This is a genomic window from Streptomyces sp. NPDC047017 (assembly GCF_040644175.1).
Classification (GTDB): Bacteria; Actinomycetota; Actinomycetes; order Streptomycetales; family Streptomycetaceae; genus Streptomyces.
Genome location: NZ_JBEYVW010000003.1, coordinates 298742 through 324447, shown reverse-complemented (window position 1 = coordinate 324447; position 25706 = coordinate 298742). Strand labels below are relative to the sequence as shown.

15 protein-coding genes are annotated in these 25706 nt (G+C 74.4%); 2 read left to right on the top strand and 13 right to left on the bottom strand.

The features are described 5' to 3' along the window. Positions 1-132: 132 nt before the first annotated feature. The 11 genes from ABZ858_RS07025 to ABZ858_RS06975 all read right to left on the bottom strand — a co-directional run bounded on the left by ABZ858_RS07025 (position 133) and on the right by ABZ858_RS06975 (position 21108). A complete protein-coding gene (locus tag ABZ858_RS07025) occupies positions 133-858 on the bottom strand; it encodes a tryptophan 2,3-dioxygenase family protein (protein ID WP_361373516.1) in 726 nt (241 codons plus the stop codon). Further along, the gene (locus ABZ858_RS07020; RefSeq protein ID WP_361373514.1) at positions 855-2096 is read right to left on the bottom strand and encodes a pyridoxal phosphate-dependent aminotransferase; all 1242 of its coding nucleotides are present in this window, start codon (positions 2094-2096) and stop codon (positions 855-857) included. The genes ABZ858_RS07025 and ABZ858_RS07020 overlap by 4 nt, the downstream gene beginning before the upstream one ends. After that, positions 2096-2995, bottom strand: coding sequence for a class I SAM-dependent methyltransferase (locus tag ABZ858_RS07015; protein WP_361373512.1), 900 nt, complete (start codon positions 2993-2995; stop codon positions 2096-2098). The genes ABZ858_RS07020 and ABZ858_RS07015 overlap by 1 nt, the downstream gene beginning before the upstream one ends. 89 nt (positions 2996-3084) lie before the next feature. After that, positions 3085-3834, bottom strand: a complete 750-nt coding sequence (locus ABZ858_RS07010; protein WP_361373510.1) for a glucose 1-dehydrogenase — start codon at positions 3832-3834, stop codon at positions 3085-3087. A gap of 153 nt (positions 3835-3987) precedes the next feature. After that, positions 3988-4632, bottom strand: a complete 645-nt coding sequence (locus ABZ858_RS07005) for a class I SAM-dependent methyltransferase (RefSeq protein ID WP_361373508.1) — start codon at positions 4630-4632, stop codon at positions 3988-3990. Next, a complete protein-coding gene (locus tag ABZ858_RS07000; protein WP_361373506.1) occupies positions 4629-5381 on the bottom strand; it encodes an alpha/beta fold hydrolase in 753 nt (250 codons plus the stop codon). The genes ABZ858_RS07005 and ABZ858_RS07000 overlap by 4 nt, the downstream gene beginning before the upstream one ends. Continuing rightward, positions 5378-6505, bottom strand: coding sequence for a Gfo/Idh/MocA family oxidoreductase (locus ABZ858_RS06995; RefSeq protein WP_361373504.1), 1128 nt, complete (start codon positions 6503-6505; stop codon positions 5378-5380). Before ABZ858_RS06995 ends, ABZ858_RS07000 begins: the two co-directional genes overlap by 4 nt. Further along, complete coding sequence (locus ABZ858_RS06990; protein WP_361373502.1) at positions 6502-7638, bottom strand: saccharopine dehydrogenase NADP-binding domain-containing protein; 1137 nt, start codon at positions 7636-7638, stop codon at positions 6502-6504. Before ABZ858_RS06990 ends, ABZ858_RS06995 begins: the two co-directional genes overlap by 4 nt. Beyond that, positions 7635-13157, bottom strand: a complete 5523-nt coding sequence (locus tag ABZ858_RS06985; protein WP_361373500.1) for an amino acid adenylation domain-containing protein — start codon at positions 13155-13157, stop codon at positions 7635-7637. Before ABZ858_RS06985 ends, ABZ858_RS06990 begins: the two co-directional genes overlap by 4 nt. Beyond that, entirely contained in the window at positions 13154-19756 is a 6603-nt protein-coding gene (locus tag ABZ858_RS06980) for an amino acid adenylation domain-containing protein (RefSeq protein ID WP_361373498.1), read from the bottom strand. Before ABZ858_RS06980 ends, ABZ858_RS06985 begins: the two co-directional genes overlap by 4 nt. 26 nt (positions 19757-19782) lie before the next feature. Beyond that, positions 19783-21108 (bottom strand): condensation domain-containing protein, encoded by a 1326-nt coding sequence (locus tag ABZ858_RS06975; RefSeq protein WP_361373496.1) that lies wholly within the window; start codon positions 21106-21108, stop codon positions 19783-19785. 109 nt (positions 21109-21217) lie between these two features. Here ABZ858_RS06975 and ABZ858_RS06970 point away from each other — a divergent pair, with 109 nt between their 5' ends. Both ABZ858_RS06970 and ABZ858_RS06965 read left to right on the top strand, forming a co-directional pair. Further along, positions 21218-22204, top strand: a complete 987-nt coding sequence (locus tag ABZ858_RS06970; RefSeq protein ID WP_361373494.1) for a diiron oxygenase — start codon at positions 21218-21220, stop codon at positions 22202-22204. A 36-nt stretch (positions 22205-22240) separates the two neighbouring features. Beyond that, a complete protein-coding gene (locus tag ABZ858_RS06965; RefSeq protein WP_361373492.1) occupies positions 22241-23332 on the top strand; it encodes a methyltransferase domain-containing protein in 1092 nt (363 codons plus the stop codon). A gap of 64 nt (positions 23333-23396) precedes the next feature. On the opposite strand, the gene ABZ858_RS06960 is transcribed toward ABZ858_RS06965, so the two are convergent. After that, the gene (locus ABZ858_RS06960) at positions 23397-24230 is read right to left on the bottom strand and encodes an alpha/beta hydrolase (RefSeq protein ID WP_361373490.1); all 834 of its coding nucleotides are present in this window, start codon (positions 24228-24230) and stop codon (positions 23397-23399) included. Between the two features lie 14 nt (positions 24231-24244). After that, the gene (locus ABZ858_RS06955) at positions 24245-25705 is read right to left on the bottom strand and encodes an FAD-dependent oxidoreductase (RefSeq protein WP_361373488.1); all 1461 of its coding nucleotides are present in this window, start codon (positions 25703-25705) and stop codon (positions 24245-24247) included. Position 25706 lies beyond the last annotated feature (1 nt).

The window sequence follows — 25706 nt, the reverse complement described above, 5'->3', positions numbered from 1 at the left end:
GGACGGGGGCGCGAGAGCCGTCGGCGGACGGTCGCGGGCCCCGTCCGCCCCGGCCCTCCACTCCGGCCCTCCACTCCGGCTCTCCGTCTCGGCTCTCCGTCTCGGCTCTCCGTCTCGGCTCGCCGCCTTCGTTCAGCCGCCCGAGTCGGGCCCGTGCAGCCGCTCACGCGCCGACCGCAGCTCCGGGAAGGGCATCCGGGCCCGCGTGAGCAGGTACCCGGCGCCCGTGGTGCCGCCCGTGCCGGACAGGCCGCCCAGGGTGCGGTCGACCAGGACCAGATGGGCGACCTTCCACTGCCAGAAGCGGTATCCGAGGTCGAGCAGCGCCTCCGCCAGGCGGTGCGGCGCGCCGGCCCCGGACGCGCCGAGCCGGCAGACCTCCTCCACCGTGGTGCCACGCGCGGCGAGCGCCTTGAGGAAGGCCCGGTACAGCGGGCTCTCCTCCCCCGCGTCGGCGGTGCCCAGCCGCACCTCCAGGTCGTGGAAGTTGCGCGACTGGGCTCCGCTGGCGGTGCCGAGGCGGGGGCGGAACGCGGCGAAGCGCCGGACCGGCAGCCGTTCCAGGACGCGCAGCGTGTCCCCCAGCAGGCCCATCACCGCCACGGCCCGGTCCACGTGCTCCAGCGCCTGTTCGATGTCGTCGGGCGCGGCTCCCGCGTCCGCGCACACCAGTGCCTCGGTCGCCGCGTCCAGGTCGTGCAGGGCCTGGGTGAGCCACAGCTCACTGGTCTGGTGGGCCACGATGAAGAACAGTTCGGCCGAACCGGTGGCGGTGTCCTCGCCGGCCGGGGACAGCGGCTCCTGGAGCGACAGCAGCCGCTCCAGGCGCAGATACCCCGCGTAGTCCTGTCCGCTCACGGTGATCCGCCCCGGGAGCGCAGCTCCCTGGCGTGCGCGAGCAGCCGGGCGACCCCGGTGTCGAGTTCGTCGGGGTCGCCGCAGAACGCGAGCCGGATCAGGGTGCGGGCCTCGCGGGCGGGGTCGGCCGACAGGACCCGGCCGTCGTCCGCCAGTACGGGCCGCAGCGCGAACCCGGCGGCCGGCGCCACCCCCACCTCGTGGGTCTCCAGCAGGCCGGCGGCGAAGGTCTCCGCGTCGACGCCGGTGGAGCCGATGTCGAGCACGGCGTACCAGCCGCCCTGCGGGAGTTCGGCGAGCAGTCCCGCCTCGCGCAGCGCGGGCAGCGCCCGGTCGCGGTTGGCCTGGACCATGCGGGCGTTGGCCCGTGCGGCGTCCTGCGCCTTCAGCGCGGTGAGGCCGGCGTACTGGACCGGGGTGGAGGGGCCGATGATGCTCGCCTCCTGCACCACGCGCAGGGCGTGCGCGGCGGTGGCGTTGGGCGTCACCACGTACCCCAGCCGGTATCCGGTCATCGCCAGGCTCTTGGAGAAGGTGAAGGTGCTGAAGACGCGCCGTTCCTCCTCGGGGACGCCGCTCTCCAGGGAGGCGAAGGAGACGTGCTCGCCGTCGTAGACGAAGTGCTCGTACGCCTCGTCGCTGATGATCTGGAGGTCGTGTGCGCGGGCGATCTCCAGGATGTCCCGCAGGGCCTCGGCGCCCAGCACCGCGCCGGTCGGGTTGGCCGGCGAGTTCACCAGGACGACCCGGGTGCGGGGGGTGACGGCGGCGCGCAGGGCCTCCGGGTCCGGGCGGTAGCCGGGCCCGAGCGGATAGAAGACGGGCCGGAATCCGGCGAGGAGGACCTGCTGGAGGTGGATCGGCCAGTGCAGTTCCGGCATCAGCAGTTCGTCGCCCGGCCGGGCCAGCGACTGGAACAGGGCGGCGAGTCCCTGGCAGGAGCCCGGGGTCACGAACACCCGGTCCGCGCTGGTGCGGTGGCCGTTCTCCGTCTCCAGCCGGACCGCCAGCGCCTCCCGCAGGGCGAGCATGCCCTCGGCCGAGGTGTAGGCGGTCCGGCCGTCGTGCACGGCGTGCTCCACGGCCAGGGCGACTTCGCGCGGCGGCGGGAAGTACGGTTCCCCCACGTGCAGTTTGACGACGGGCCGGCCGGTCGCCCGTTCCCGGTCCTCGGCGGCGCGGAAGACCGCGTGCAGGCAGGACGGGGGGATGGTGCCGGCGCGCGGGACGGGGCCCATCACCGCTCGCCGTCGGCGCCGGCGGGCGCGGCGCCCGGTACGAACTCGTAGACGAAGAAGCTCTGCAGCTCCGCGGGCCGGTCGCCGATGACGTGCTTGGCGGCCTGCTCGAAGCCATTGACGGCCAGTTCGTGTTCGACGATGAGCGGGGAGAGCTTGTGCTCCTCCTCGAACGACGTGACCATGTCGTCCTTGGTGATCTGCATCTCGGCGATGGCCACCTGCCAGTAGTCCCGCTCGATGGCGTGGTCGATGACGAACTTGTACCAGTTCCACAGGGTGCGCCGGCGGCGGTCCTCCAGGACCTTGGACCACTCGGGCACGGTGCTGTCCCGGCGGTACGCCTCGATCTCCTCCCGGCTGGCGAGCAGGTAGCCGCCGCCCAGCTCGATGACCTCCGCGTTCTTCAGCCGTTCGGCGTCCTCGTCCGTGCAGTACTCGGGACAGAACTCGTCGCCGAGGATCAGGACGCCGCCCTCGGTGAGCAGGTCGCGCACGTGCTGGAGGTGGCTGTGCGGGAGGTGGTGGTGGCTGCCCCAGGAGATGATGACGTCGAGCGGTTCCTTCCAGTCCGTGAAGGACTCGGTGAAGACCTCGGCGCGGGGGTGCGCGGCCAGCCGTTCGCGGGCCTGGCGGGCCGGGTTGGGGGCGATCTCGTTGGCGATCACCCGGCAGTCGGGCAGCCGCTGCGCGATCAGCTCGGAGAGCACGCCCGACCCGGAGCCCACGTCGATGACGGTCAGCGGGCGCCCGGCCGCTTCCCGCTTCTTGGCCACCAGCTCGACGATGAGCTGGTCGCCGTCGCTGATGTCGGGGTGGCCCTCGCGCATGACGGCGCCGACGTCGACGCGCTTGAATTCCTCACGGCCGTAGACGGTGGAAATCTCTTCGGTGCTCATTCTTTTTCTCCCTCGGCCTTTTCCGGCACCGTCGTGACTTTCGACCTGCGCCGGGCTGCGGTACGGAATCGAGTGGCGGGAATCGGGAATTACGACGTGCGGCCGCCGTCGACGGGGATGAGGGCGCCGGTGACCCATCCGGCGGTCTCCTCGTCGAGCAGCCGGCACACCCAGGACGCGACGTCGTCCGGGGTTCCGAAGCGGCCGAGCGGGGTGCTCTCGACCATGTCGTCACGCAGGCGCGCGACCTGTTCGGGGGCGAGTCCGAGATCGTCGTACATCGGGGTGTCGACCGGGCCGGGCAGCACCGCGTTGACCCGGACGAGCGGGGCCAGTTCCCGGGCCAGGGACCGGGTGAGGCTGTTCAGGGCGGCCTTGGAGGCGCCGTACACCGCCCGGCCGGGCATGGCCAGGACACCGCCGACGGAGGAGACGTTGACGACGCATCCGCCGCCGGCGCGCAGGGTGGGCAGGGCGGCCCGGATCAGGTGGACCGGGCCCAGCAGGTTGACGTCGAGCATGGCGGTCAGGTCGTCCGGATCGGCGTCGGCCAGCGGGCCGAAGCGGGCCAGTCCGGCGTTGTTGACCAGGCCGTCGAGTGCGCCGAAGCATTCCAGCGCGGCCTGCACGGCGCCGGCGGCCGCGGCGGGGCGGGCGATGTCCGCCGGGTGCACGAGTGCCTGGCCGTCCTTCGCCGTCTCGGCACTCTCGCGCAGGGCCGCGGCGCGCCGGCCGACCAGGACGGCGTGGGCGCCCTCGTCGAACAGCCGCCGTGCCACCGCGCGCCCGATGCCGCTGCCGGCGCCGGTGACGAGGAAGGTCTTGTCGTGCAGGCTCATGAGGGGAATTCCGCTCGCTTTCTTCCGCGGTTCGGTGTCTGCGGTTTCCGCTTGCTGTCGCCCGTCATCGGGAGCCTATGGCCCGGTCCACCGTCACCGGCACAATCTTTCAGAGTTCAAAAAGAAACTTTCTCCGGGACCGGATCGGGTAATTCAGCGGGCCCTGACCCGGCGGATCAGGGTGATGCCCTCCCGTACCGTGAGCATCACCTGTTCGACCCGGGGGTCGTCCCGTACCTTGTCGTTGAACGCCCGCAGGGCCACGGTGTCGGGCTTGTCGTCCAGGGGGTTGGCCACGCCGCCGAACTGGAGGACGTTGTCGACGGCGATGACCCCGGTCTCGGAGAGCCGGGGCAGCACCGCGTCGTAGTAGTCGGCGTAGCCCTGCTTGTCGGCGTCGATGAACACGAAGTCGAAGGGCCCTTCCATGCTCTTGAGCTGTTCCAGCGCCGGGCCCAGCCGCAGTTCGATGCGGTCGGCGTAGGGCGAGGCGGCGAAGTGGCGCCGTGCGATCGCGGCGTGCCCGGGGTCCACCTCGCAGGTCACCAGGGTGCCGTCGGGCGGGAGTTCGGCCGCCATGCACAGGGCCGAGTAGCCGGTGAACGTGCCGATCTCCAGGACATCGCGGGCGCGCAGCATGCCGACGAGCAGGGCGAGCAGGTGGCCCTGCATCGGGCCGACCATCATCTGCGGGACCTCGCAGAGGCCGCGGGTCTCCTCGGCGAGCGCGGCCAGTCCGGGCGGTTCGCCCGTCGAGTGCGCCTCGGCGTACGCCTCGACGACGGGCCTGACGATCATGCGGCCTCCCGGTCCGTTGTGGTGAGCAGCCAGTGCACGAGGTCGTCCTCCTGGCCGCGGAAGTAGAAGTGGTCGCCGGTGAAGAGGCGGAAGGTGAAGCCGCCCCGGGAGACCTCCTGCCACGCCTCGGCCTCCTTGGGCGTGACCTCCGGGTCGTCGTCGCCCACGCAGGCGGCGACGGGGCAGGACAGCAGGGGTCCCGCGGTGTCCGGCCGGTAGCGCTCGACCAGCCGGTAGTCGGCCCGCAGGGTGGGCAGGACGGTCCTGCGGACCTGCGGGTTGGCAAGGAGCAGGGGCGGTGTGGCGCCGAGCCGGGCGAGGTCCTCCCACAGGGCCTCGTCGTCGAGGTGCTTGTCGCCGGGCTTGTGATGGCGGGGGGCCGGCCGGCCCGACAGGCACAGCAGGGCCGGGGTCACTCCGTGCCCGTGTTCCAGCCGGAGCGCCACCTCGTGGGCGACGGAGGCGCCCATGCTGTGCCCGAAGAGCACGAACTCGCGGTCGAGCAGGGGCAGCAGCGCGGCGCTGATCCGGTCCGCCAGTTCGGCCATCCCGGTGATGTGCTGTTCCTCCAGCCGGTCCTCGCGGCCGGGGTACTGCGCGATCATCGGTTCGGCGGCGGGCAGCACGCGTTTGGCCATGCCCCGGTAGAAGCTGGCGGAGCCGCCGCCGTGCGGGAGGAACACCACCCGGCGCCGTGCGGCCGGGCGCGGCCAGTAGCGGCGGAACCACAGGTCCGGGTCGGCGGTCATGGGCGGGCTCCCGGTCGCGGCGCGTCGTCGGTGAGGGCCGTGGCGGGCAGCACCTGGGGGGCGGGGGTGCCGCGGTGCAGGCGTACGGGGCCGAAGCGGTCGGTGACCTCGCGGGTGAGGCGGCTCAGGGTGAGGTGGTACTGGCCGTCCCGGCCCGGGTCGGTGCCGTCCTCGATGTCCTCGCGCAGTGCCCGCAGGGCGGCCGCCGTCGCCTCGGGCCACAGTTCGCCGAGGATGTGCCGCTGGTCGGGGCCGGCGGCGGGGCCGAGGGGTTCGGCGCTGGGGTAGCCGAAGCAGGGTGCCCCGGACTCCTCCATGCGCACGGTCGCGCGCATGTCCTGCGGCATGTACGGGCGGGGGCTCCACAGGACGGGGCCGTGGGTGTTGAGCAGGGTGAGGTGGCCGCCCTCGGTGTGCAGGGTGACGCGGTGGAAGAGGTGGATGTGGTTGTCGGGGTCGGCGGGGTCCATGTCGTTCTGCAGCCGCAGTGTGCACGGCACCCCGGCGAGCACCCCGTCCAGGCCGCGGTACACGGGCGGTGCGCCGGCCAGGTCCGCCACTTCGGGCGGCAGGTCGCCCAACTGCGCGAATCCCCAGGGGCGGACGCCGCCCAGGGCGCGGCCGAGGATGTCGAAGAGGGTGTACAGCACCTGGAAGCCGCAGACGGCGTCGATGTGCAGCAGCCGCTGCCCGGCCAGCAGCCGGCGGGCGGCGGCGATGAACCGCCGTACCGGCTCGACGTGCACGTAGTGGCTGTTCAGCCGGTACACCACCCGGTGTTCGCGGGCCGCGCGCAGGCAGTCGGCCAGTTCCCTGGCGTGCAGGGGGTGTTCTTGCAGGACGTGGTGGCCGCGGGCCATGAGCTGCCCGGCGAGGCGGGCGCCCGGGCCGCCGTTGATGCCGGCGCCGACCACCACGCAGCAGGCCTCGACGTCCTTGGGCACCTGTTCGGGGTCGGTGAACAGGGGGACGCCGTAGTGCCGGGCGATGCGCGCGGAGCGCTCGCTGCCCCGGGCGAGCACGCCGGCGAGTTCGTACGGGGAGTCGGGGCGGGCGGTCCCCGCGAGGTAGACCCTGCCGAACTTGGTGCCGGCCACCACGACCCGGGGCCGCCGGCCGCTCACAGTTCGCCCTCCTCCGGGGCCGCGACCTCGTCCAGCGGGCGGTCGAAGAGGTCCAGCGAGGTCACGGCCGGCAGGGTCCGCAGCCGGTCGACGACGGGGCCGGGGTCGAGCACCTCGGCGGCGTAGTGGACGCCGGCGGGCACCTGTCCGGCGAGCAGCGCGCTGGTGGCGAGGGCGGCGACGGCACCGGTCAGCTCGTAGGTGTCGGTGCCGCGCAGCACCAGGGCGCGCACGGTCTCGCGGCCCGCGCTGCGGCCGGTCAGCTCCAGCGCGAACAGCTGGTAGGGGTCCCGGCCGAACAGGTCGAGCGCGGCCGCCTCGATGAGTTCGCGGGCGGCGGGCTCCAGGGCGCTCTGCCCGGTCATGGCGCCCTGGAGGCGGCCGAGCGTCTTGAGCATCCGGGAGCCGCCGTCGAAGACGTTGTACCAGTCGACGGTGGCGAGGCCGAGGTCGCGGGCGAGCCGTTCGACCTCGTAGCTGAGGTAGGGGTAGGCGCTGACGGTGCCCGGGAAGAAGGGCAGTTCGGTGTCGTTGAGCGGTTGCAGGACGCGCAGCACGCGGGCGCCGCCGCGCCACGCGGACTGGGCCTCGCCGTAGGCGCCGCCGAGGCTGAGCAGGTAGTCGCCGGCGCCGGCCGGGGTGAGCCGGTCCATGGTGCCGACGTAGCCGACCAGCCGCTCGGGGGTGTCGATGCCCTGGGCGGCGAGCCAGCGCGGCAGCAGCCCGGTGAGGCCGGGCATCATGCCGGCGGTGAGGACGGCGGCGCGGCCGTGCGCGGCCGGGTCGCGGTCGGTCAGGGCGCGGTGCACGGGTTCGTCGCCGCCCGCGTCCACGTAGTCGGCGCCGGCGGCCAGCGCGGCCTCGGCGACCGTGTCCAGGACGCGGTAGGAGGGGCCCGCGCAGTTGACGACGACGGTGCTGCCGGCGCAGAACGCGGCGAGTGAGGCGGGGTCGGTCAGGTCCACGGCGCGGGGCTCGGCCCGGTCGCCGAGCCGGGCGGCGAAGGCGGCCGCCTCGTCGGCGCGGCGGCCGCCGACGCGTACGCGTGCCTCGGGGTGGGCGGCGGCCAGTTCGCGGGCGGCGACCGCGCCGACGGCGCCGTAGCCGCCGAGGACGGCGAGGGTGGGGGTCACCGGGTGCCCTCCTGTCGGGTGGCGGGAGCGGTCAGGGCGGCGGCCAGTTCGGCCGTGTGCCGGGCGGACAGGCAGCTGAAGTGGTCGCCCGGGACGGGCCGGGTCCGCAACCGTCCGAGGCACAGCTCGTCCCAGTAGCGGGTGGCGTCGGCGGCCAGGGACGGCCACAGGGGGGTGTCGTCGCGGTGCAGGAGCAGGGTGATGTCCCCGGTGTACGGGTCGGGGCGGTGGCCGGCCGCCGCGCGGGCGAGCAGGCGGTGGGCGGCGTACCGGTCGCGGACCGCCTCCGTGCTGCTGCCCAGGGCTTCGGCGAGACGCGCCCAGCGTTCCTCGGCGGGGACGGCCGCCAGCCGGGCGAACGCGGTGGCGGTGGCGGCGAGGTCGCCGTTCAGTGCGGCGAGCGCGCCGGCGGGCACCCTGCCGGGGGTCTCGGCCAGTACGGCGGCCAGGGCGGCGCCGGTGGCCCGCTCGTCGGGCCAGCCCAGGGCGCCGGGGTCCGCTCCGCTGCCGAGGGCGAAGAGCCAGGCGGCGAGGACGGGGTCCTCGACGGTGGCGGGCAGCGGGTAGCTGCTGATGACGGTCAGCTCGACGTCGGCGCCGCCCTCGGTGAGCTGCCGGGCGGTCTCGGCCGCGAGCAGGGCTCCGCTGTGGGCGCCGACCAGGCGGAACCGGGTGTGTCCGGTGGCGCGCAGCAGCCGGGCCCGTTCGTGGGCGACGCGTTCGATGACGGTGTCGGGGGCGGCGTCGAGGTGGGCGCCCAGGGGGTGTGCGGCGGAGGCGTCGAGCAGGGGTCCGGTCTCCTCCAGCAGGTCGCACAGGTCCTGGTGGACGGGCCCGGCGGGGAAGCCCTCGCGGAACACCGCCCACAGCCGGTCGCCGGAGTCGCCGGCGGCGGGGACGGCCGCGGGCGCGGCGGGTGCGGCGGCCTGGGGCGTGGCGGCGGGCTCCGGATCGGTGGTGGTGGTGGTGAGGGTCTGGGCGAGGCGGTGGACGCTCGCGCCGTCGAGGAGTTCGCGCAGCAGCTCGTCGAAGAGGGCGTGTTCGGCCTCGGGGATCTCCTCGCGGAGCGCCCCGACGAGCTGGGCGGCGAGCAGGGAGTCGCCGCCCGCCTCGTAGAACGTGTCGTCGCGGCCCACGGCGGGGGTGTCCAGGACACGGCACCACAGTGCGGTGACGCGCTGCTCCAGGTCGGTCATCGGCTGCGGGTCCGCGCTGCGGGCCTGCTCGGCGGTGCGGCGCGGGGTGAGCCAGGTGCGCAGGGTGCGCCGGTCCACCTTGCCGTTGTCGGTGAGCGGGAGTTCGTCGACGATCTGGATCTGGGCGGGGACCATCTCCTCGGGCAGCCGTTCGGCGAGGTGCGCGGAGAGCTGCGCGGGGGTGGTCCGGGCCCGGTCGGCCTTGAAGCGGACGGCGAAGACGTGCATGCCGATGGCCGCGAGCGGGTCGTCCGTGCCGGGCAGGCAGAGCACGGTCTCGCCGCCGGCCCCGGCGATCAGGTCGAGCCACTGGTCCCGGGTCACGAAGGTCTGGTCCTTGCCGTGGCGTACGTCCTCGAAGTCGCCGGCGGTGGCGTCGAAGAGGAACTCCATGGAGGTGAGGATCTGGTAGTTGTCGCGGGTGGTCTCGATGAACACGAGCCAGCCGTCGGGGGCCAGCATCTGCCGCATGCGGTCCAGGACCGTGGTGGCGTTGCGGGAGTAGTGCATGACGTTGCCGCACAGGATGAGGTCGAGCGAGTTGGGTTCGACGCCCTGGGGCCGGAAGTCCTCGTTCATGTCGAACAGGGCGTAGCGCACCCAGGGGAAGTCGGTGAACCGTTCGGCGGCCTTGTTGAGGAAGAACTGCGAGACGTCGGTGAAGAGGTAGGAGCAGTCGGTGCCGGCCAGCCGGGGCACCGCCTCGACGCTGACGCCGCCCACTCCGGCGCCGACCTCCAGCACGCGGACCGTGCCGTGCCGGGCGTGGTCGTCGGCGATGCGGCGCACCACCGAGGTGGCGATGCGGTTGAGGTAGGAGTTGAGGAAGCCCTGGGTGTAGGCGGCTTCCTGGATGTCGATGCTGCCTTCGGGGAACAGCAGCTGCACGGGGTCCTGTTCGTCGCGCAGCAGTTGCGGCAGGTGGGCGGTGGCGGTGCGGAAGTAGTGCAGGAGCTGGGAGCCGTCCTGGGCGGAGGGCAGCGCGGCGTCCACCCGCCGCCACGCCTCGGCGACGGCGCCGGGTGCGGCGCGGCGCAGGGCCCGGTAGCCGTCCTGCGGCCGGTGCTCCAGGTGTCCTTCGCGGACCAGGGCGGCGAGCCAGCGGCGTACCAGGCGGTGGTGCTTGGGGGCGACCTTGGCGGCGGCGAGGATCTCGGGCAGCGGGTGGCGGGTGTGTTCGTCGGGGAAGAGGCCGCTGTTCTGCAGGACGTCCATCATGGCGAGCAGGGCGGCCTCGTCCAGGTGCCGGGCGAAGAGGACGACACCCTCGGCGTCCACGCCGGAGCGGATCTCCTCGCCCTCCTCGGCGACGGCCGCGACCAGCGCGCCGTCGGCCGGTCCGGCCGGTCCCGGCCCGGTGCGGGCGGTCTGGGCGAAGCCCACGAGGCGGCGTTCCAGGGGCGGTTCGCCGTCGACGATCACCGCGCCCGCGGCCACCGCCGGGTGGGTCTGGAGGGCGGCCTCGACCTCGGCGGCCTCGATGCGGTGGCCGCGGATCTTGACCTGCCGGTCGTTGCGGCCCAGGAACTCGATCTCGCCGGAGGGCAGCCAGCGGCCGAGGTCGCCGGTCCGGTACAGGCGTTCGCCGGTGCGCGGGTGCCGTACGAAGCGGTCGGCGGTCTTCTCCTCGTCGTGCAGGTAGCCGGCGGCGAGTCCGGCACCGGCGATGTAGAGGTCGCCGGCGACCAGATCGGGGCAGGGCTCGAAGCCGGCGTCCAGGACGTGGAAGCGCTGGTTGGCCAGCGGGCGGCCGTAGGGAACGGACGGCTGGTCCTCGGGGACCGGGCCGTCGACGGGATGGTGGATGGACCAGATGGACGCCTCGGTCGCGCCGCCGAGGGAGATCACGCGCAGCCCGGGCACCTTGGCGCGGATGCTGTCGGGCAGCCGTACCGGGATCCAGTCGCCGGACAGCAGCGCCAGGCGCAGGCGGGGCAGCGGGACGGGGCTGGTGGCGAGGTACTCGTTGACCATGTGGAGCTGGGCGGGCACCGAGTTCCACAGGGTGACGTCGTGCTCGGCCAGGAGCGCCGTCCAGTGCGAGGGGTCCGCACGGCGGCCGGGGTCGGGCAGGACGAGGCAGCCGCCGGCCGCGAGGACGCCGAAGACGTCGTAGACGGACAGGTCGAAGCCCAGGTTGGCGAGGGCCAGGACGCGGTCCTCGGGGCCCACGGCGAAGCGGTGGTTGATGTCCTCGATGGTGTTGACCGCGCCCCGGTGGGTGATCATCACGCCCTTGGGGCTGCCGGTGGAGCCGGAGGTGTAGATGACGTAGGCGAGGTCGTCGGGGGTGCGCAGCCGTGCGGGCAGCCGGGTGGGGGCGGGCTCGGCCGGGAGCGTGTCCACGGCGATCGCGGTGATCCCCTCGGGCAGCGGCTCGGTGCCGGAGCGGACCAGGGCGTGGCGGACCTGTGCGTCGCGCAGCATGCTCGCCCGGCGCGCGGCCGGCTGGTGGGTGTCGACGGGGACGTAGACCGCGCCCGCGGCCAGGGCGCCGAGGACGGCCGCCGCCTGTTCCCAGCCCTTGTCGGCGACGACGGCGACCGGGTCGCCGGGCGCGCAGCCGGCCTCGGTGAGGGCGCGGGTGACGGCGGCGGCGCGGGCGGCGAGTTCGCCGTGGGTCAGCCGGTGGGACCCGCTGATGACGGCGGGCGCGTCGGGGGTGCGCAGCGCGGCGGCGAGCGGGCCCTCGTGCAGCAGCGCCTCGGGCAGCGGCGCGTCGGTGGCGTTGGCCTTCTCCCGGCGTTCCTGCTGGGCGGCGGGCAGCCGCAGCGGCGCGGGCGAGGTCCAGGTCTCCTCGTCGGCGGCGAGGCGGTCGAGCAGGTCCTGGAAGGCGGCGAACATGTCGGCCACGACCGTCTCGTCCAGGACGCCCTCGCGGACGTCCCAGTTGATGTCGAGGGCCCCGCCGCGTTCCATGGCCTGGCAGTCGATCCACACCTGCGGGGTCTGGCTGATGCCGTGCACGAGTTCGCCGTCGGGCACCGCGCCGCCGGTGCCGGCGGTGCGCGACGGGCCGCCCGGTGCCTTCTGGTCGCGCGGTGCCTCCTGGTCGCGCAGGCCGATGGCGCTGGTGAAGACGACCGGCATCAGGGCGGCCTCCTGGCCGCGGCGGCGGGCGAGTTCGCGCAGCACCTCGACGCCGGTGAACAGCCGGTGGTCCAGGTCCTCGAAGAGCTGCTCCAGCACGGCGGTGGCGCGCTCGGTGAACGTCGTACCCCGGCGGCGGTCGACGGCGAGCAGTTCCACCGAGGTGAAGTCGCCGACGAGGGAGCCGACCTGGGGGTGCAGGGGCAGCCGGTTGAGCAGGGTGAGGTCGAGGGTGAAGCGGTCGCGTCCGCTCCAGCGGCCCATCACCTCGGCGTAGGCGGCCAGGACGGCGCCCGAGGGGGTCAGGCCGCGGGACACGGCCCGGCGGCGCAGTTCCTGCCAGCGCTCGGGCTCCAGGGTGAGCCGGTGGCGGGCGAACCGGGCCGGGCCGCCCCGCTTGCGTCCCTCGCGCAGCGGCAGCGCCGGGGCCGGGGGCAGGTCATCGACGCGGTCCAGCCAGTAGGCGCGGTCGCGTTCGCGGCGCGGGCCCTGGCGCAGCCGGCGTTCGGCGAGCAGGTAGTCGCGGAAGGTGATGGGCAGTTCGGGCAGGACCGCGTCCGGGTCGGTGTACAGGGTGCGCAGTTCGTCGAGGAGGAGGTGCAGGGAGATGTAGTCGGCGATGAGGAAGTCGATCGACAGGTGCAGCAGGGCGTGGTCGGGCAGCAGGCTGATCCGCAGGTCGAACAGCGGCCAGGTGCCGGCGGGCAGCACCTGGTGCTCCATCTCCTCGCGCACCTCGGCCAGTGCCGTCCGGGTCCCGGTCTCGTCCGCCGTGCGCAGGTCGGTGACCGCGATGCGGTAGGGCGGGGTGGAGTCGAGGACGCGCTGGGCGCCCTCGTCCTCGACGATCGCGCGGAGCATGTCGTGCCGGTCGATCAGCGCCTGCCAGGCGGCTTGCAGCCGGTCCGGGTCGAGGGCGGCGAACCGCAGTTCGCCGTAGGCGTGGCAGGCGACCGAGCCGTAGTCGAAGACGTCGCGGCGGCCCAGGAGGTAGGCGGTCTGGACGTCGGTGAGCGGGAAGGGCGTGTGCCGTTCGGCGGGGCGGGCGGTCACGGTGACGCGTTCGTCGCCGGCCCTCAGCAGGTCGAGCACCTCGTCCTTGTGGTCCTTCAGGAGGGCGCGGCGCTGCGCGGTGAGGGCGCCGCGGGGGGCGCGGAAGCGCAGGGTGCCCGCTTCCTCCCACAACTCGATCCCGCTGGCCTCCAGTTCGGCCAGGAGCCCGGCCAGGTTCATAGCACTCCTTCTTCCATGGGGATCAGGGCGCTCTCGGCGCGCCGGTGCTCGATGAGACGGGCGAGGGCCTCGACGGTGGGCGCCGAGAAGAACTCGCGCAGGGTGAGGCGGACGCCGGTGGTGTGCCACAGCCGTTCGGTGGCCCGGGTGGCGGTGAGGCTGTCGCCGCCGAGGGCGAAGAAGCTCTCGGTGCGGCCGACGCGGTCGGTGCCCAGCAGTTCGGCGAAGAGCGCGGCGAGGGCGCTCTCCTGCTCTCCCTGGGGTGCTTCGTCGGCCGGGGCGGGTTCCTCGTCGAGGAGGGCGGCGAGGGCGCCGCGGTCCACCTTGCCGTTGGCGGTCAGTGGCATGCGCTCCAGCAGCCGGACCCGTTCGGGGATCATGTAGCCGGGCAGTCGTTCGGTGAGGGCGGCGCGCAGGGCCACGGCCTGCGGTGGTTCGCCGTCCGGTACGGCGAAGGCCACGATCCGGTGCCTGGGCCGCTCCCCCACCACGCAGGCGACGGCGCGGGCGATGCCGGGCAGTTCGTGCAGGGCGGCCTCGATCTCGCCGAGTTCGATGCGGTGTCCGCGGATCTTGACCTGCTGGTCGGCGCGGCCGAGGAACTCCAGGATGCCGCCGGGCCGGTACCGGCCGAGGTCGCCGGTGCGGTACCAGCGCAGCCCGTCGTGGGTGACGAACTGCCGGGCCGTGCGGTCGGGGTCGCCGCGGTAGCCGCGGGCCACGCCCTCGCCGCCGATCCACAGCTCGCCCGGCACCCAGTCGGGGCGGTCGCGGCCCGCCGGGTCGGCGACGCGGAAGCACTGGTTGCGCAGGGGGTGGCCGTACGGGATGGACGGCCAGTCGGGCAGCGGCCCGGTCACGGGGTGGGCGTTGGACCAGATGGCGGCCTCGGTCGCGCCGCCGAGCGCCACCAGCCGGCAGTCCGGGGCGCGGGCGGCCAGCCGGCCCGGCAGGTCCAGGCCGACCCAGTCGCCGGAGACCAGCGCCAGGCGCAGCGGCTGAAGCGGGTTCCCGCCCGCTCCCCCGGCGCCCTCCCCTCCCTCCGCTCCCCCTGCGCCCCCTGCTCCCTCCGCTCCGGCGGCGCCCTCGGCGGCCGTCAGCAGCATGTCGAGCAGGGCCGGGACCGTGTTCCACACGGTGACGCGGTGGGTGTGCACCAGATCGAGCCAGCGGTGCGGTTCGCGGCGGTCGCGCTCCTCCACCAGGACGAGGGCGCCGCCGGCCGCGAGCGGGCCGAAGATGTCGTAGACGGAGAGGTCGAAGTCGAGGGCGGACAGGGCCAGCACGCGGTCGTCGGGCCCGACGCGGAAGCGGTCGTCGATGTCCTCGACGGTGTTGAGGGCGGCGCGGTGGGTGGTCTCCACGCCCTTGGGCTCGCCGGTGGAGCCGGAGGTGAAGATGGTGTAGGCGAGCGCGGTGTCGGGCACGGCGACCGGCGCGGCCAGGGCGGTGGCGTGCGTACGGGCTTGCCGTACGTCCAGCACGGCGATGCCGTCCGGCCAGTCGGCGCCGGCGGCCAGGTCCGCGTCGGTGAGGACGGCCGCGGCACCGGAGCGGCGCAGGATGCGGGTGCGGCGGACGGGCGGCTGGTCGACGCCGACCGGCACGTAGCAGGCGCCGGCGGCGAGGGCGCCGAGCACGGCGGTGATCTGCTCGGGTCCCTTGGGCAGCACGATCGCGACACTGTCGCCGGGCCGTACGCCCGCCGCCGTGAGCGCGCCGGCCACCCGCAGGGCGCGGCCGGCGAGTTCGCCGTGGTCCAGGCGGCCGTCGCGCCACAGCAGCGCGGGCCGGCCGGGTGCGTCGGCGGCCTGTGCGAAGAAGGGCTCGTGCAGCAGCCGTCCGCTGAGCGGGGCGCCGGTGGCGTTCACCTCGGCGCGGACGCGGGCCTGGTCCGCGGGGAGCGCCACGGGGACGGGCCGCCGCCAGTCGGTCCCGGCCAGCGCGGTCAGGTGCCGCTGGTAGGCGCCGAGCATGGTGTCCAGGAGCCCGGCGGGGAACAGTTCCTCGACGGCGTCCCAGTTGACCGCGATCCCGCCGTCGCGCTCCACGACCTGGCAGTCCAGCCACACCTGGGGGGTCTGGGAGAGGCCGTACACCTGCTCCCCGAAGGGCATGGTCAGGTCGGCGAGCCGGTCGGAGACGCCCAGGGTGCTGGTGAAGACGACCGGCATGGCCGCCTCGGCGGTGCCGGTGCGGCGGGCCAGTTCGCGCAGCACCCACAGCGCGGAGACCGAGCTGTGCTGGAGTCCTTCCCAGATCTGCTGCTGGAAGCGGCGGGCCGCGTCCGCCCAGCCGTCGCCGTCCTCGGGCCGGTGGCCCACCAGCAGCAGGGAGGTGAAGTCACCGACGATGTTGTTGATGTCGGGGTGCACCTCGCGCCGGTCGAACAGGGTCAGGTTCACGGTGACGTCGGGCTGGGCGCTCCAGGCGGACAGCACGTCGGCGAAGGCGGCGGCCAGCACCGCCGACGGGGTCAGGCCGCAGCCCCGGGCGGTGCCGGTCAGCGCCTGCCAGAGATCCGGCGGCAGGAAGAACTCGCGCCGGGTGAAGCGGGGCGGGCCGGCCTGTTCGGGGGCGACGGCCAGCGGCAGCGCCGGGGCGGGCGGCAGTTCGGGCAGCCGCCCGGTCCAGTACGCCCGGTCGGCGGCGACCTCCTCGGGGTCGGGGGACGCCTGCAGGATGTAGTCCCGGAAGGAGACGTCCAGCGAGGGCAGTGCGCGGGCGGGGTCCTCGTACAGCCGGGACAGCTCCCAGAAGATGGTCATGATGCTCAGCGCGTCCAGGACGATGTAGTCGAAGCCGAACGCGATCCGGGTGCGGTCGCCGTCGTAGCGGGTGGCGGCGATGTGGAACAGCGGCCACCGCGTCACGTCGAACACCCGGTGGTCCAGGGCGGCCCGCTGGATGCGCAGCGCCTCCGCGGCGTGGCCGGGCGGCGCGGCGGTGACGTCGAAGGCGAAGGCCGGGACCTGTTCGAGGATGCGCTGGTTGCCGTCCTCGTCGAAGACCGCGCGCATCATCTCGTGCCGCTCGACGAGCCGGTTCCAGGCGTCCTCCAGCCGTTTGAGGTCCACGTCCCGGCCGTCGAACTCCCAGTACCAGTACGATCCGACGCCGCCGAGCGTGAAGTCCGTGCCGCGTCCGAGCCAGTAGGCGCGCTGGATGTCGGTGGCGGGGAACGGCTCGTGGCGGGCGGCGGGGTCGGGGGTGACCGGGGGCAGGCTGGTGGGGCGGCCCAGGTGCAGGCCGGCCGCGAAGTCGCGCAGCATCGGCGCGGTGAACAGCCGCCCGAGGTCGGCGCCGTGCAGTCCGGCCGCGCGCAGCCGGGTCAGCAGGCGGGTGGCGAGCAGGCTGTCACCGCCCAGGGCGAAGAAGCCGTCGTCGCGTCCGACGCCCCGCACGCCGAGCAGTTCGCCCCAGAGTTCGGCCACCTGGCTCTCGACGACGCCGCGCGGCGGCTCGTGTGCGGCGGTGGCGCGCTCGTCGCGGGCGAGCAGGTCGCGCAGGGCGCCGCGGTCGACCTTGCCGTTGATGTTGAGCGGCAGCGCGTCCAGGACGGTGATCACGTCCGGGACCATGGCGGGCGGCAGCCGGTCGGCCAGGTGGTCGCGCAGCAGGCCGGGCGTCGCACCGGACTCCCCGGTGCCGTCCGGCGCGGGCTCCCGTGCGACGACGGCGGCGGCCAGCCGGGTGGCGGGCTCCCCCACGCCGACGACGGCGGCGGCGCTCACCGCCGGGTGGTCCCGCAGCGCGGTCTCGATCTCGCCGGGCTCGATCCGGTGGCCGCGCACCTTGAGCTGGAAGTCGGCGCGCCCCAGGAACTCCAGGGTGCCGTCGGGGAGATAGCGGGCCAGGTCGCCGGTGCGGTACCAGCGCAGCCCGTCGTACTCCACGAACCGGTCGGCGGTGCGTTCCGGGTCGCCCCGGTAGCCGCGGGCCACCGACGCGCCGCCGATCCACAGTTCGCCGGGCACCTGGTCGGGGCAGTCCCGGCCGCGTGGATCGACGACCCGGCAGCGCTGGCCGGGCAGCGGGACGCCGTAGGGGACGCATGCCCAGTGCGCGGGGGCCCGGGTGACCTCCTGCACGGTGGAGTGGATGGCCGTCTCGGTGGTGCCGCCCAGGCCCGCGAAGCGCACCGAGGGGAAGATCCCGCGGGCGCGTGCCGCCAGGTCGGGGGCGACCCGGTCGCCGCCGAGCAGCGCGACGCGGACCCCGGCGGTGGCGCCGGCGCCCTCGGCCGCCTCCAGCAGCATCTCCAGCAGGGTGGGGACGCAGTTGACGACGGTCACGTCCAGGCCCCGGACCAGATCGAGCCAGGCCCGCGCGTCGCGCCGTTCCTCCTGGCGTACGCAGACCACCGCGCCGCCCGCGCACAGCGGGCCGAAGATGTCGTACACCGACAGGTCGAAGTCGAGTGCCGACACGGCCAGGGTGCGGTCGTCCGGTCCGAGGCCGAACCGTTCGTCGAGCGCGGTCACGGTGTTCACGGCGCTGCGGTGCGGCACCTCGACGCCCTTGGGTTCGCCGGTGGACCCCGAGGTGTAGAGCACGTACGCGATCTGCTCGGGCGGTACGGGGACGGGCCCGGGCAGCGGTGTCGCCGTGCGGGCCTCCTCCAGGATGTCCTCGGTGACCGTCAGGCGGGCGCCGCAGGACTCCGTGATGCGCCGCCTGCGCGGTGCGGGCTGGTCGATGCCGGCGGGGACGTAGGTGCCGCCGGCGGCGAGGACGCCGAGGACGGCGACGATCTGCCGCGGGCCCTTGGGCAGGGTGATCATCACCGGGTCGCCCGGGGCCACCCCGCGGTCGCGCAGCAGCCCGGCGAGTCGGAGGGCCCGGCCGGCGAGTTCCGCGCGGGTCAGGGAGCCGTCCGCCCACAGCAGCGCGGGCCGGTCCGGTTCCTGCCGGGCGAGGGCGAAGAACGGTTCGTGCAGGGTGTGCGCGGGCACCGGCCGGTCGGTGGCGTTGACGGCGGCCCGGACCGTCCGCTGGGCCGGGGGCAGCAGGTCGGGCAGGGGCGCGGTCCAGTCGGCGTCCGGTGCGGTCAGGTGGTCGAGCAGCCGGCTCAGCGCGCCGGCCATGTCGTCCAGCAGTCCGGCGGGGAACAGGTCCTCGACGGCCTCCCAGATGATCCTGATGCCGCCGTCCTCCTCGACGACCTGGAGGTCCATCCAGACCTGCGGTGTCTGGGAGCTGAGCCACACCGGCTCCCCCAGCGCCCGCCGCGTCCGCGGCCCGAACAACTCGCCCATGCTCAGCGCCGAGGTGAAGACCACCGGCGCGACCGCGGCGCCGGGGCGGGTGCGGGCCAGGTCGCGCAGGACGTCGGTGCCGGGGCAGGTGCTGTGCGCGGCGGCCTCGCGGAACTCGGCGTTCAGCCGGCGGGCCCGGTCGGCGAAGGACTCCTCGCGGGTGGCGTCCACGGTGAGCAGCAGCAGGTTGGTGAAGTCGCCGACGAGCGCGGGGACGTCCGGGTGGACCGGTTCGCGGTCGAACAGCGGCAGGTTGAGCAGGAAGCGTTTCTCCGCGCTCCAGGTGGCCAGCACCTCGGCGTAGCAGCCGGCCAGCGCCATCGCCGGGCTCAGGCCGTGCTTGCGGGCGCGGTCGGTGAGCCGTGCGCGCTGCTCGGGTGCCAGCCACAGGGTGCGGCGGCCGGTGCGGGGCCGGCGCAGCCGCTCGGGTGGCCCGGCCAGCGGGAGGTGGGGCCCGGAGGGCAGCGTGGGCAGCCGGCCGGCCCAGTAGGCGCGGTCCCGTTCGAGGTGGGCGGGCGGCCGGGCGGTGCGGTCCGCCAGGTAGCGCGGATAGCTGTAGCCGAGCGGTCCGGGCTGCCAGGCGGGGTCCGCGTAGTGCCGGGCGAGGTCGGCGAGCGCGATGCGGAAGCTCATCGCGTCGCACACCAGCATGTCGACGTCCAGGTGCAGCCGGCTCGTGCCGTCCGGCAGCAGGGTCAGGCGTACGTCGAGCAGGGGGCCGGCGGCGGCGTCCAGGCGCTGGTGGGACAGGGCGGCGCGCAGCCGGTCCAGTTCGGCGGCGGCGCGCCCGGCGTCCTCGGCGCGCAGGTCGTGCACGCCGGTCAGGCCGGTGGGCGCCTCGGTGATGCGCTGGGTGCCGTCGGGCAGGAAGCGGGCGCGGAACATGGCGTGCCGCGAGGTGAGGGCGCGCACCGCCGTGTCCAGCCGGTCGGGGTCCAGGGCGGGTCCGTCGAACTCGAAGTAGAAGTGGCCGCCGACCCCGCCAAGGACCTGGCCGTCGGCCCGGCCCACCCAGTAGGCGTGCTGCATGGGGGCGAGCGGGAACGCGGCGGACTCGTCGGCGGGGGCGGTGAGCGGGCCGCCGGCGGGGGGTTCGGCCGCATCGGCGGCCGGGCCGGGGCTCCGTGCCACCAGCGCCCACCACTGCGCGAGCCGGGGGTGCTCCACCAGATCGCCGAAGCGGATGTCGGCGCCCTCGCGGCGCCATTGCGCCGCGAGCGTCATGATGGCCATCGAGTCGAGTCCCAGGGCGGTCAGGTCGTCCTGGTCGCCGATGGCGCCGGGCGGTTCGTCGAGGAGGTCGGCGACGGCCGCGCGCATCGTGTCGAGCGTTATACGCATGAAGTTCCCCTGGTTTCCCGCGGTGCTCAGCAGACCCGGACGAAGGACAGTCCGGTGTTCCGGGAGACACGTTCGGCGGCCGTGACATATCGCTCGGCCAATTCCGTGGCGAATTTCTCGTCGAGCCGTCCCCCGTTGTAGAAGAGCAGGACGTGCAATCCCTCGTCGTGCGGTACGAGAACCAATTCCAGCTCGAATCGGCTGCCCACTCCGTCGGGTACCAGGACTTCCAGGGCGAGGCCGCCCGCGGTGGTGCTGTAGACGGGTTCGGCGAGCATCTGGAAGACGATGTCGTCGGCTCTCGCCCCTTGGCTCTGGGCCTCGCGCAGCGGCAGCAGCTGGTAGGGGACGCCCTGGTTGAGGAAGGCGCCGGTGACGGTGGCGTGGGTGGCGCGCAGGGCGTCCAGGACGCCTGCCTCGGCATCGAACCGGGTGCGCAGGACGACCATGTTGGCCAGGAACCCGACGGTTCTGCGCAGTTCGGGCCGGGTCCGGTTGGCGTACAGGGAGGCGACGGCCAGGTCGGCGCGGCCGGTGGCGTGGTGCAGGACGGCGTAGTAGAGGGTCAGCAGCAGCGAGAAGAGGGTGCTGCCGCCGGCGCGGGCGCCCTCGCGCAGGCCGGCCACCGCGGCCCGGTCCAGTTCCCTTCGGACCAGCGCGGTGCCGCGGGGCCCCGGTGTGTCGCGGACGGGCAGCGGCGACAGGGTGAGCCCGGCCAGGCGCTCCTGCCAGTACCGCTGCTGGCCGCGGAGTTCGCCGCCGTCCAGGGCGGCCCGCTGCCAGGCGGCGAAGTCACTGAACGGCATGCCCGCCGGGGGCGGTCCGGCGCCCTCGCCGCGGGCCTGGCCGAGCAGCGCGCACAGGTCCTGGAAGACGACGCCGCACGACCAGGAGTCGGTGACGAGGTGGTGCATGTTCAGGCACAGCACGTGGTCGTCGGCGGCGAGCTGCCACAGGGTGACGCGGACGGCGGAGCCGGCCGGGTCGATACGGGTGGCCAGCTCCTCGCCGATCGCCGCGCGCAGCGCCCCCTCGGGGTCGCTTTCGCCGTCCAGCCGCCGCAGGCGCAGGTCGACGGGCGCGGGTGCCCGTACGAGCCCGCGCAGTTCGCGTCCGCCGCCGCGGAACACCGTGCGCAGGGATTCGTGCCGGGACATCACCGTCTCCAGGCATTGCCGGAGCACCCGTATGTCCAGCGGGCCGCGAATGCGGCACATCATGGGGCAGTTCAGTGCGCCGTCATGCCCTCGATAACGGTCCAGGAACCACAGCAGCCGCTGTCCCGCGGAAGGCTCGATCTCGCGTTCTTCCGGTATTCGTTCATCCGGCTTTAGCTCATCTGGGCTGGCCACCCGGTCAAGCTACCGGCGGCCGGAAGGGGCCCGGGCCCGCGCTGAAAGATGTTTGGCGGCATTGAAAGATTTCCCCCGCCGGCCGGTGCGCGCGGTTAGCCTCGCCCGCATGCAGGACCTGGACGTCCAGGCCCGGGTGCACACCCGGCTCTCCTGGGACTACTCGACGAGCACGGGCAGGCTGCGCACCCTCACCCGCCGCGCGCACGCCGGCCAGTGGGACGCGGAGCACGACATCGACTGGTCGGCGCCGGTGCCCTTCGGGGCTCCCCTGCCGGACGGCTCCGACCTGGCCCGGGCGTCCTTCGAGGCGTCGCCGATGGCCGGGCGGGGACGCCCGCTGTGGGACGCCTTCCGCTGGGAGCTGCAGGCATGGCTGGTGAGCCAGTTCCTGCACGGGGAGCAGGCCGCGCTCACGGTGGCGGCCCGCCTGGTGGAGTCCCTGCCCACGGTCGAGGCCAAGCTGTGCGCCGCGACGCAGGTGACCGACGAGGCCCGGCACGTCGAGGTGTTCGCCCGCTATCTGCGCGAACACGTGCCCGAGCCGTATCCGGTCAACGCGGATCTGCGGGCCCTGCTGGAGGACGTGCTGCGCGACTCCCGGTGGGACGTGACGGCGCTCGGCATGCAGATCATGGTGGAGGCGCTGGCGATGGCCGCGTTCCGGCTGGCCGGCGCCACGTTCCACGACCCGCTGATCCGGCACATCACCACGCTGGTCGCGCGCGACGAGGCCCGGCACGTGTCGCTGGGCGTGATGTCGCTGGAGGAGGCGTACCGGGAACTGTCCCGGCGGGAACTGGCCGAGCGGGAGGAACTGGTGCTGGAGGCGGCCGCGCTGATGCGGCGGCGGTTCCTGCTCGGCGACCTGTGGGAGCGCCTGGACGTGGACCGGCCGGCGGGGCTCGCCTACGCCGCCACGGACCCGGCGATGGTGATGTACCGGCAGACGGTGTTCGCCCGGGTGGTGTCCTCGCTGGTGCACATCGGGCTCATGTCCGAGCGGGTGCGCCAGGGGCTCGCGGACCTGGATCTGCTCAGCTACGGGACGGTGCCCCGCCGGCTGTCCCGCCGGCCGTCCGGCCGGTCCGCGTGAGCGGTTTTCCCGGCGGTCGACCGGAGGGAGACGGGGATGGCCATGGACGGGCGGGACGCGGAGGGTGAGGCCCGGGCGCTGTCGGTACGGCTGTTCATGGCCGGGCTGGGGGCGGCGGAGCTGATGACCGCGTATCTGGGCCTGCGGCTCGGGCTGTACGAGGAGCTGGGCAAGGGACCGGCCACGTCCGGCGAACTGGCGCGGCGCGCCGGTGTCGACGAGCGCTACGCGCGCGAGTGGCTGGAGCAGCAGGCCGCGGCCGGCATCCTGACCACCGACGAGAGCGAACCGGACGCCGGGCGGCGGGTGTTCACGCTGCCCGCCGGGCACGCGGAGGCGCTCACCGACCCGGACAGCCCGCACTGCATCGCCCCGCTGGTGGTGCTGCCCATCGGCGGGCTGTCGGCGGTGCTGCCGCGGCTGGCCGACGCCTTCCGCACCGGGGAGGGCGTCGCGTACGCCGCCTACGGCGCTCAACTGCGCGGCGGTCAGGAGGGTTTGAACAAGTCGGTGTTCCGGCACCAGCTCGCCGGGTGGATCGCGGCGACGCTGCCGGAGGTGCACGCCTCGCTGTCCGGCGACGGCGGTCGTATCGCCGATGTCGCCTGCGGCACCGGCTGGTCGTCGATCGCCCTGGCGCAGGCGTATCCGCGCGCCCGGGTGCACGGACTGGACCTCGACGAGGCGTCGGTGGCGGACGCCCGGCGCAACGCCCGGGAGGCCGGGCTCGACGGGCGGGTCGGCTTCGAGGTCCGGGACGCGGCCGACCCCGCGCTGGCCGGGCGGTTCGACCTGGTGTGCGTGTTCGACGCGCTGCACGACATGGCCCGCCCGGTGGAGGTGCTGGGCGCGTGCCGGGCGCTGCTCGCGGACGGTGGCAGCGTGCTGCTGATGGAGCCCAACGTGGGTGAGCGCTTCCGGGCACCGGCACCGGAGACCGAGCGGTACCAGTACGCGGTCAGCGTGCTGCACTGCCTGCCAGTGGGCAGGACGGAGGCGGACTCGGCCGCCACCGGTACGGTGATGCGGCCCGGCACGGTCCGGGCGTACGCGCGCGCCGCGGGTTTCCGGAAGGTGCGCGTGCTGCCGGTGCGGCACACCTTCCACCGGCTGTACCACCTGAGCTGAACCCGCGTGGCCCACCCGTCGGCCGGACCGCGCCGTGCGGCAGGCGCGGTCCGGCCGGCGGCGTTCAGCCCTCCGGGGTGGCGGAGCCGCCCGCGCCCAGGTACTCGTCGAGGAGCCGGTTCACCTCGGTCGGCTTCTCCAGCAGGGCGGCGTGTCCGCTGTTCTTGATCTCCCGGTACTCGGAGCCGGGGATGAGCCGGGCCAGCTCGCGGGCCATCGGGTAGGGGGACATGATGTCGTGCTCCATGCCGACGATCAGGCAGGGCACGGTGATGGAGGCGATCCGCCGCGGGTCGGGGTCGTACGCCGCCGACGCCTCCGCGTGTCCGAGGGCGCCGTGCCCGCCGGACGCGGCCAGGCCCCGCAGCCCCTCCAGGTACGGCCCGATGAAGGCGTCCCGGTTCAGGGCGCGCGGCCCGAACAGGTACATCGCCCGGTAGATGCCCTCGGTCACCGGCGGCATCACCGCGCCCGACCGCAGGCGTTCCAGCGCGTCCTCGCGGATCGCCCGGTGCAGCGCGCTCGGCTTCCAGGGGACGCCCACCAGGGCGGCCCGGGTCAGCAGTTCGGGCCGTGCCGCGGCGAGTTCCAGGATGATGGTGGCGCCCAGGGAGTAGCCCACGATCGCGCACGGCCCGATGCCGAGCTGCTCGATGAGGGCGGCGGTGTCCTCGGCCAGGCCCTCCATGGTGTAGGGCGGCGGGGTCTCCTCGGACGGCGGCACCCCCCGGTGGTCGAAGGTGATGACGCGGTGTCCGCGCTTGGTCAGGAAGGGCACCTGGGTCTGGTGGAACAGGTTGGCCTGGTGCTGTCCGGCGACCAGGAGGACCGGGGGGTCCTCGGGGTTGCCGAAGATGTCGTAGTCGAGGGTCACGCCCGTCTTCAGTGTGATGTCCACGCTGTCGTCCTTCGTCAGGTGCGGGCCCGGTGGCCGGGCCCGTCGGCCGGGGTGCCGGCACAGGGGAGAACCGAGGGGGTGGCGGCGCCCGTGACCAGGGCCTCGAAGGCGGCCCGGTCCGGGCCCTCGGCGGGGGTCTCGGGCAGGGGGTGCTCGCGCAGGAAGGCGAGGATGCGCCGGGAGCCGGCCCGGTCGCCCATCAGGTCCTGCGGGGTCATGAGCATGTGGTACATCCGCAGCGAGGCGCTGCGGATGTGCTCGTCGTCGTCGCGGAGCACGGCCATCGCCCGCACGAACCGGTTGGGCAGGTCGTCGGGGGGCGGCGCGTGCTCGCCGCGCAGCCCGGCCCGCAGCTGCGCGAGCCGGGCCTGGTCGGTGGCCCGCTGGATCTCGAACCACACGCCGAGGGTGTCGTCCGTCCACCGCTCGAACCGCTCGGTGTACGCCGCCGGCCCGGCCGCCGCCTGTTCGGCGGTCTGCGCGAGCCGGCGGGCGTGGGCGAAGGCCAGGGACACCCCGCGGCCGAAGGTGGGGTTGGTCTGGAGCGCGGCGTCACCGACCATGACCAGTCCGGCGGCCACCGGGGTGCCGTCCGCGCCGAGCAGGGTGCGGCGGCGGTTCTCCAGCCGGCCCATGGGCGCGGGTTCGTCCAGCGGCACCCCGCGCTCGCACCACCGGGCGGTGCTCGGCACGGCCTGGAGGAAGCGGGTGAAGACCTCCGGTTCGCGCAGGCGGTGCTTGTGCGGGTCGTCGACCGCCACCGTGGTGGAGAGCTGGAAGGTGCCGTTGTCGCCGGGGAAGACCAGGGTGGTGGCGTAGTCGAGTTCGGTGACGATGGGCACGGTGGTGGACGGGAAGGCGTGGCCCGGACGCAGCCGGTAGTGCCGGGTGAGGTAGAAGAAACCGCACGGCTGCGCCGTCTCGCGGGGCGTGCCGAGGCCCGCTTCGGCCAGCCACCGGGCGAGCGGGGTACGGCGGCCGGAGGCGTCCACCACGAGGTCGCCGGTGTGCTCGGTGCCGTCCTGGGTGCGGACGCCCGTCACGCGGGTGATCCCCGCGTCCTCGGCGCCGGTCAGCAGTGCGGTCACCCGTGCTCCGGTGACCAGGGTGATCCCCGGTTCGGCCGCCGCGGCGCGCCGGATCACCCCTTCGTAGACGAGCCGCCGGCTCAGCACGGTGGCGTCCTCGGAGCCGGGTTCCAGCGGGGTGACGCGGGCTCCCCGGGCGGCGAGGGCGGCGGGCAGTTCGGGCAGTTCCTCGCGCAGGACGCGGGTGGACAGGCCGAGGAAGGCGTGGCCCTGGCGGGCGTGCGGCACCTCCCGGCGTTCCCAGTCGTGCCAGTCGTCGTCGGCGGCGGCCCCGGCCGGGGGCGGGTCACCGCCCTCCAGGACGGTGACCCGGTGGCCGCGCCGGGCGCAGAACAGCGCGGTGGCCGATCCGGCCAGTCCGCCGCCGATCACCAGGATGTGGGCCACC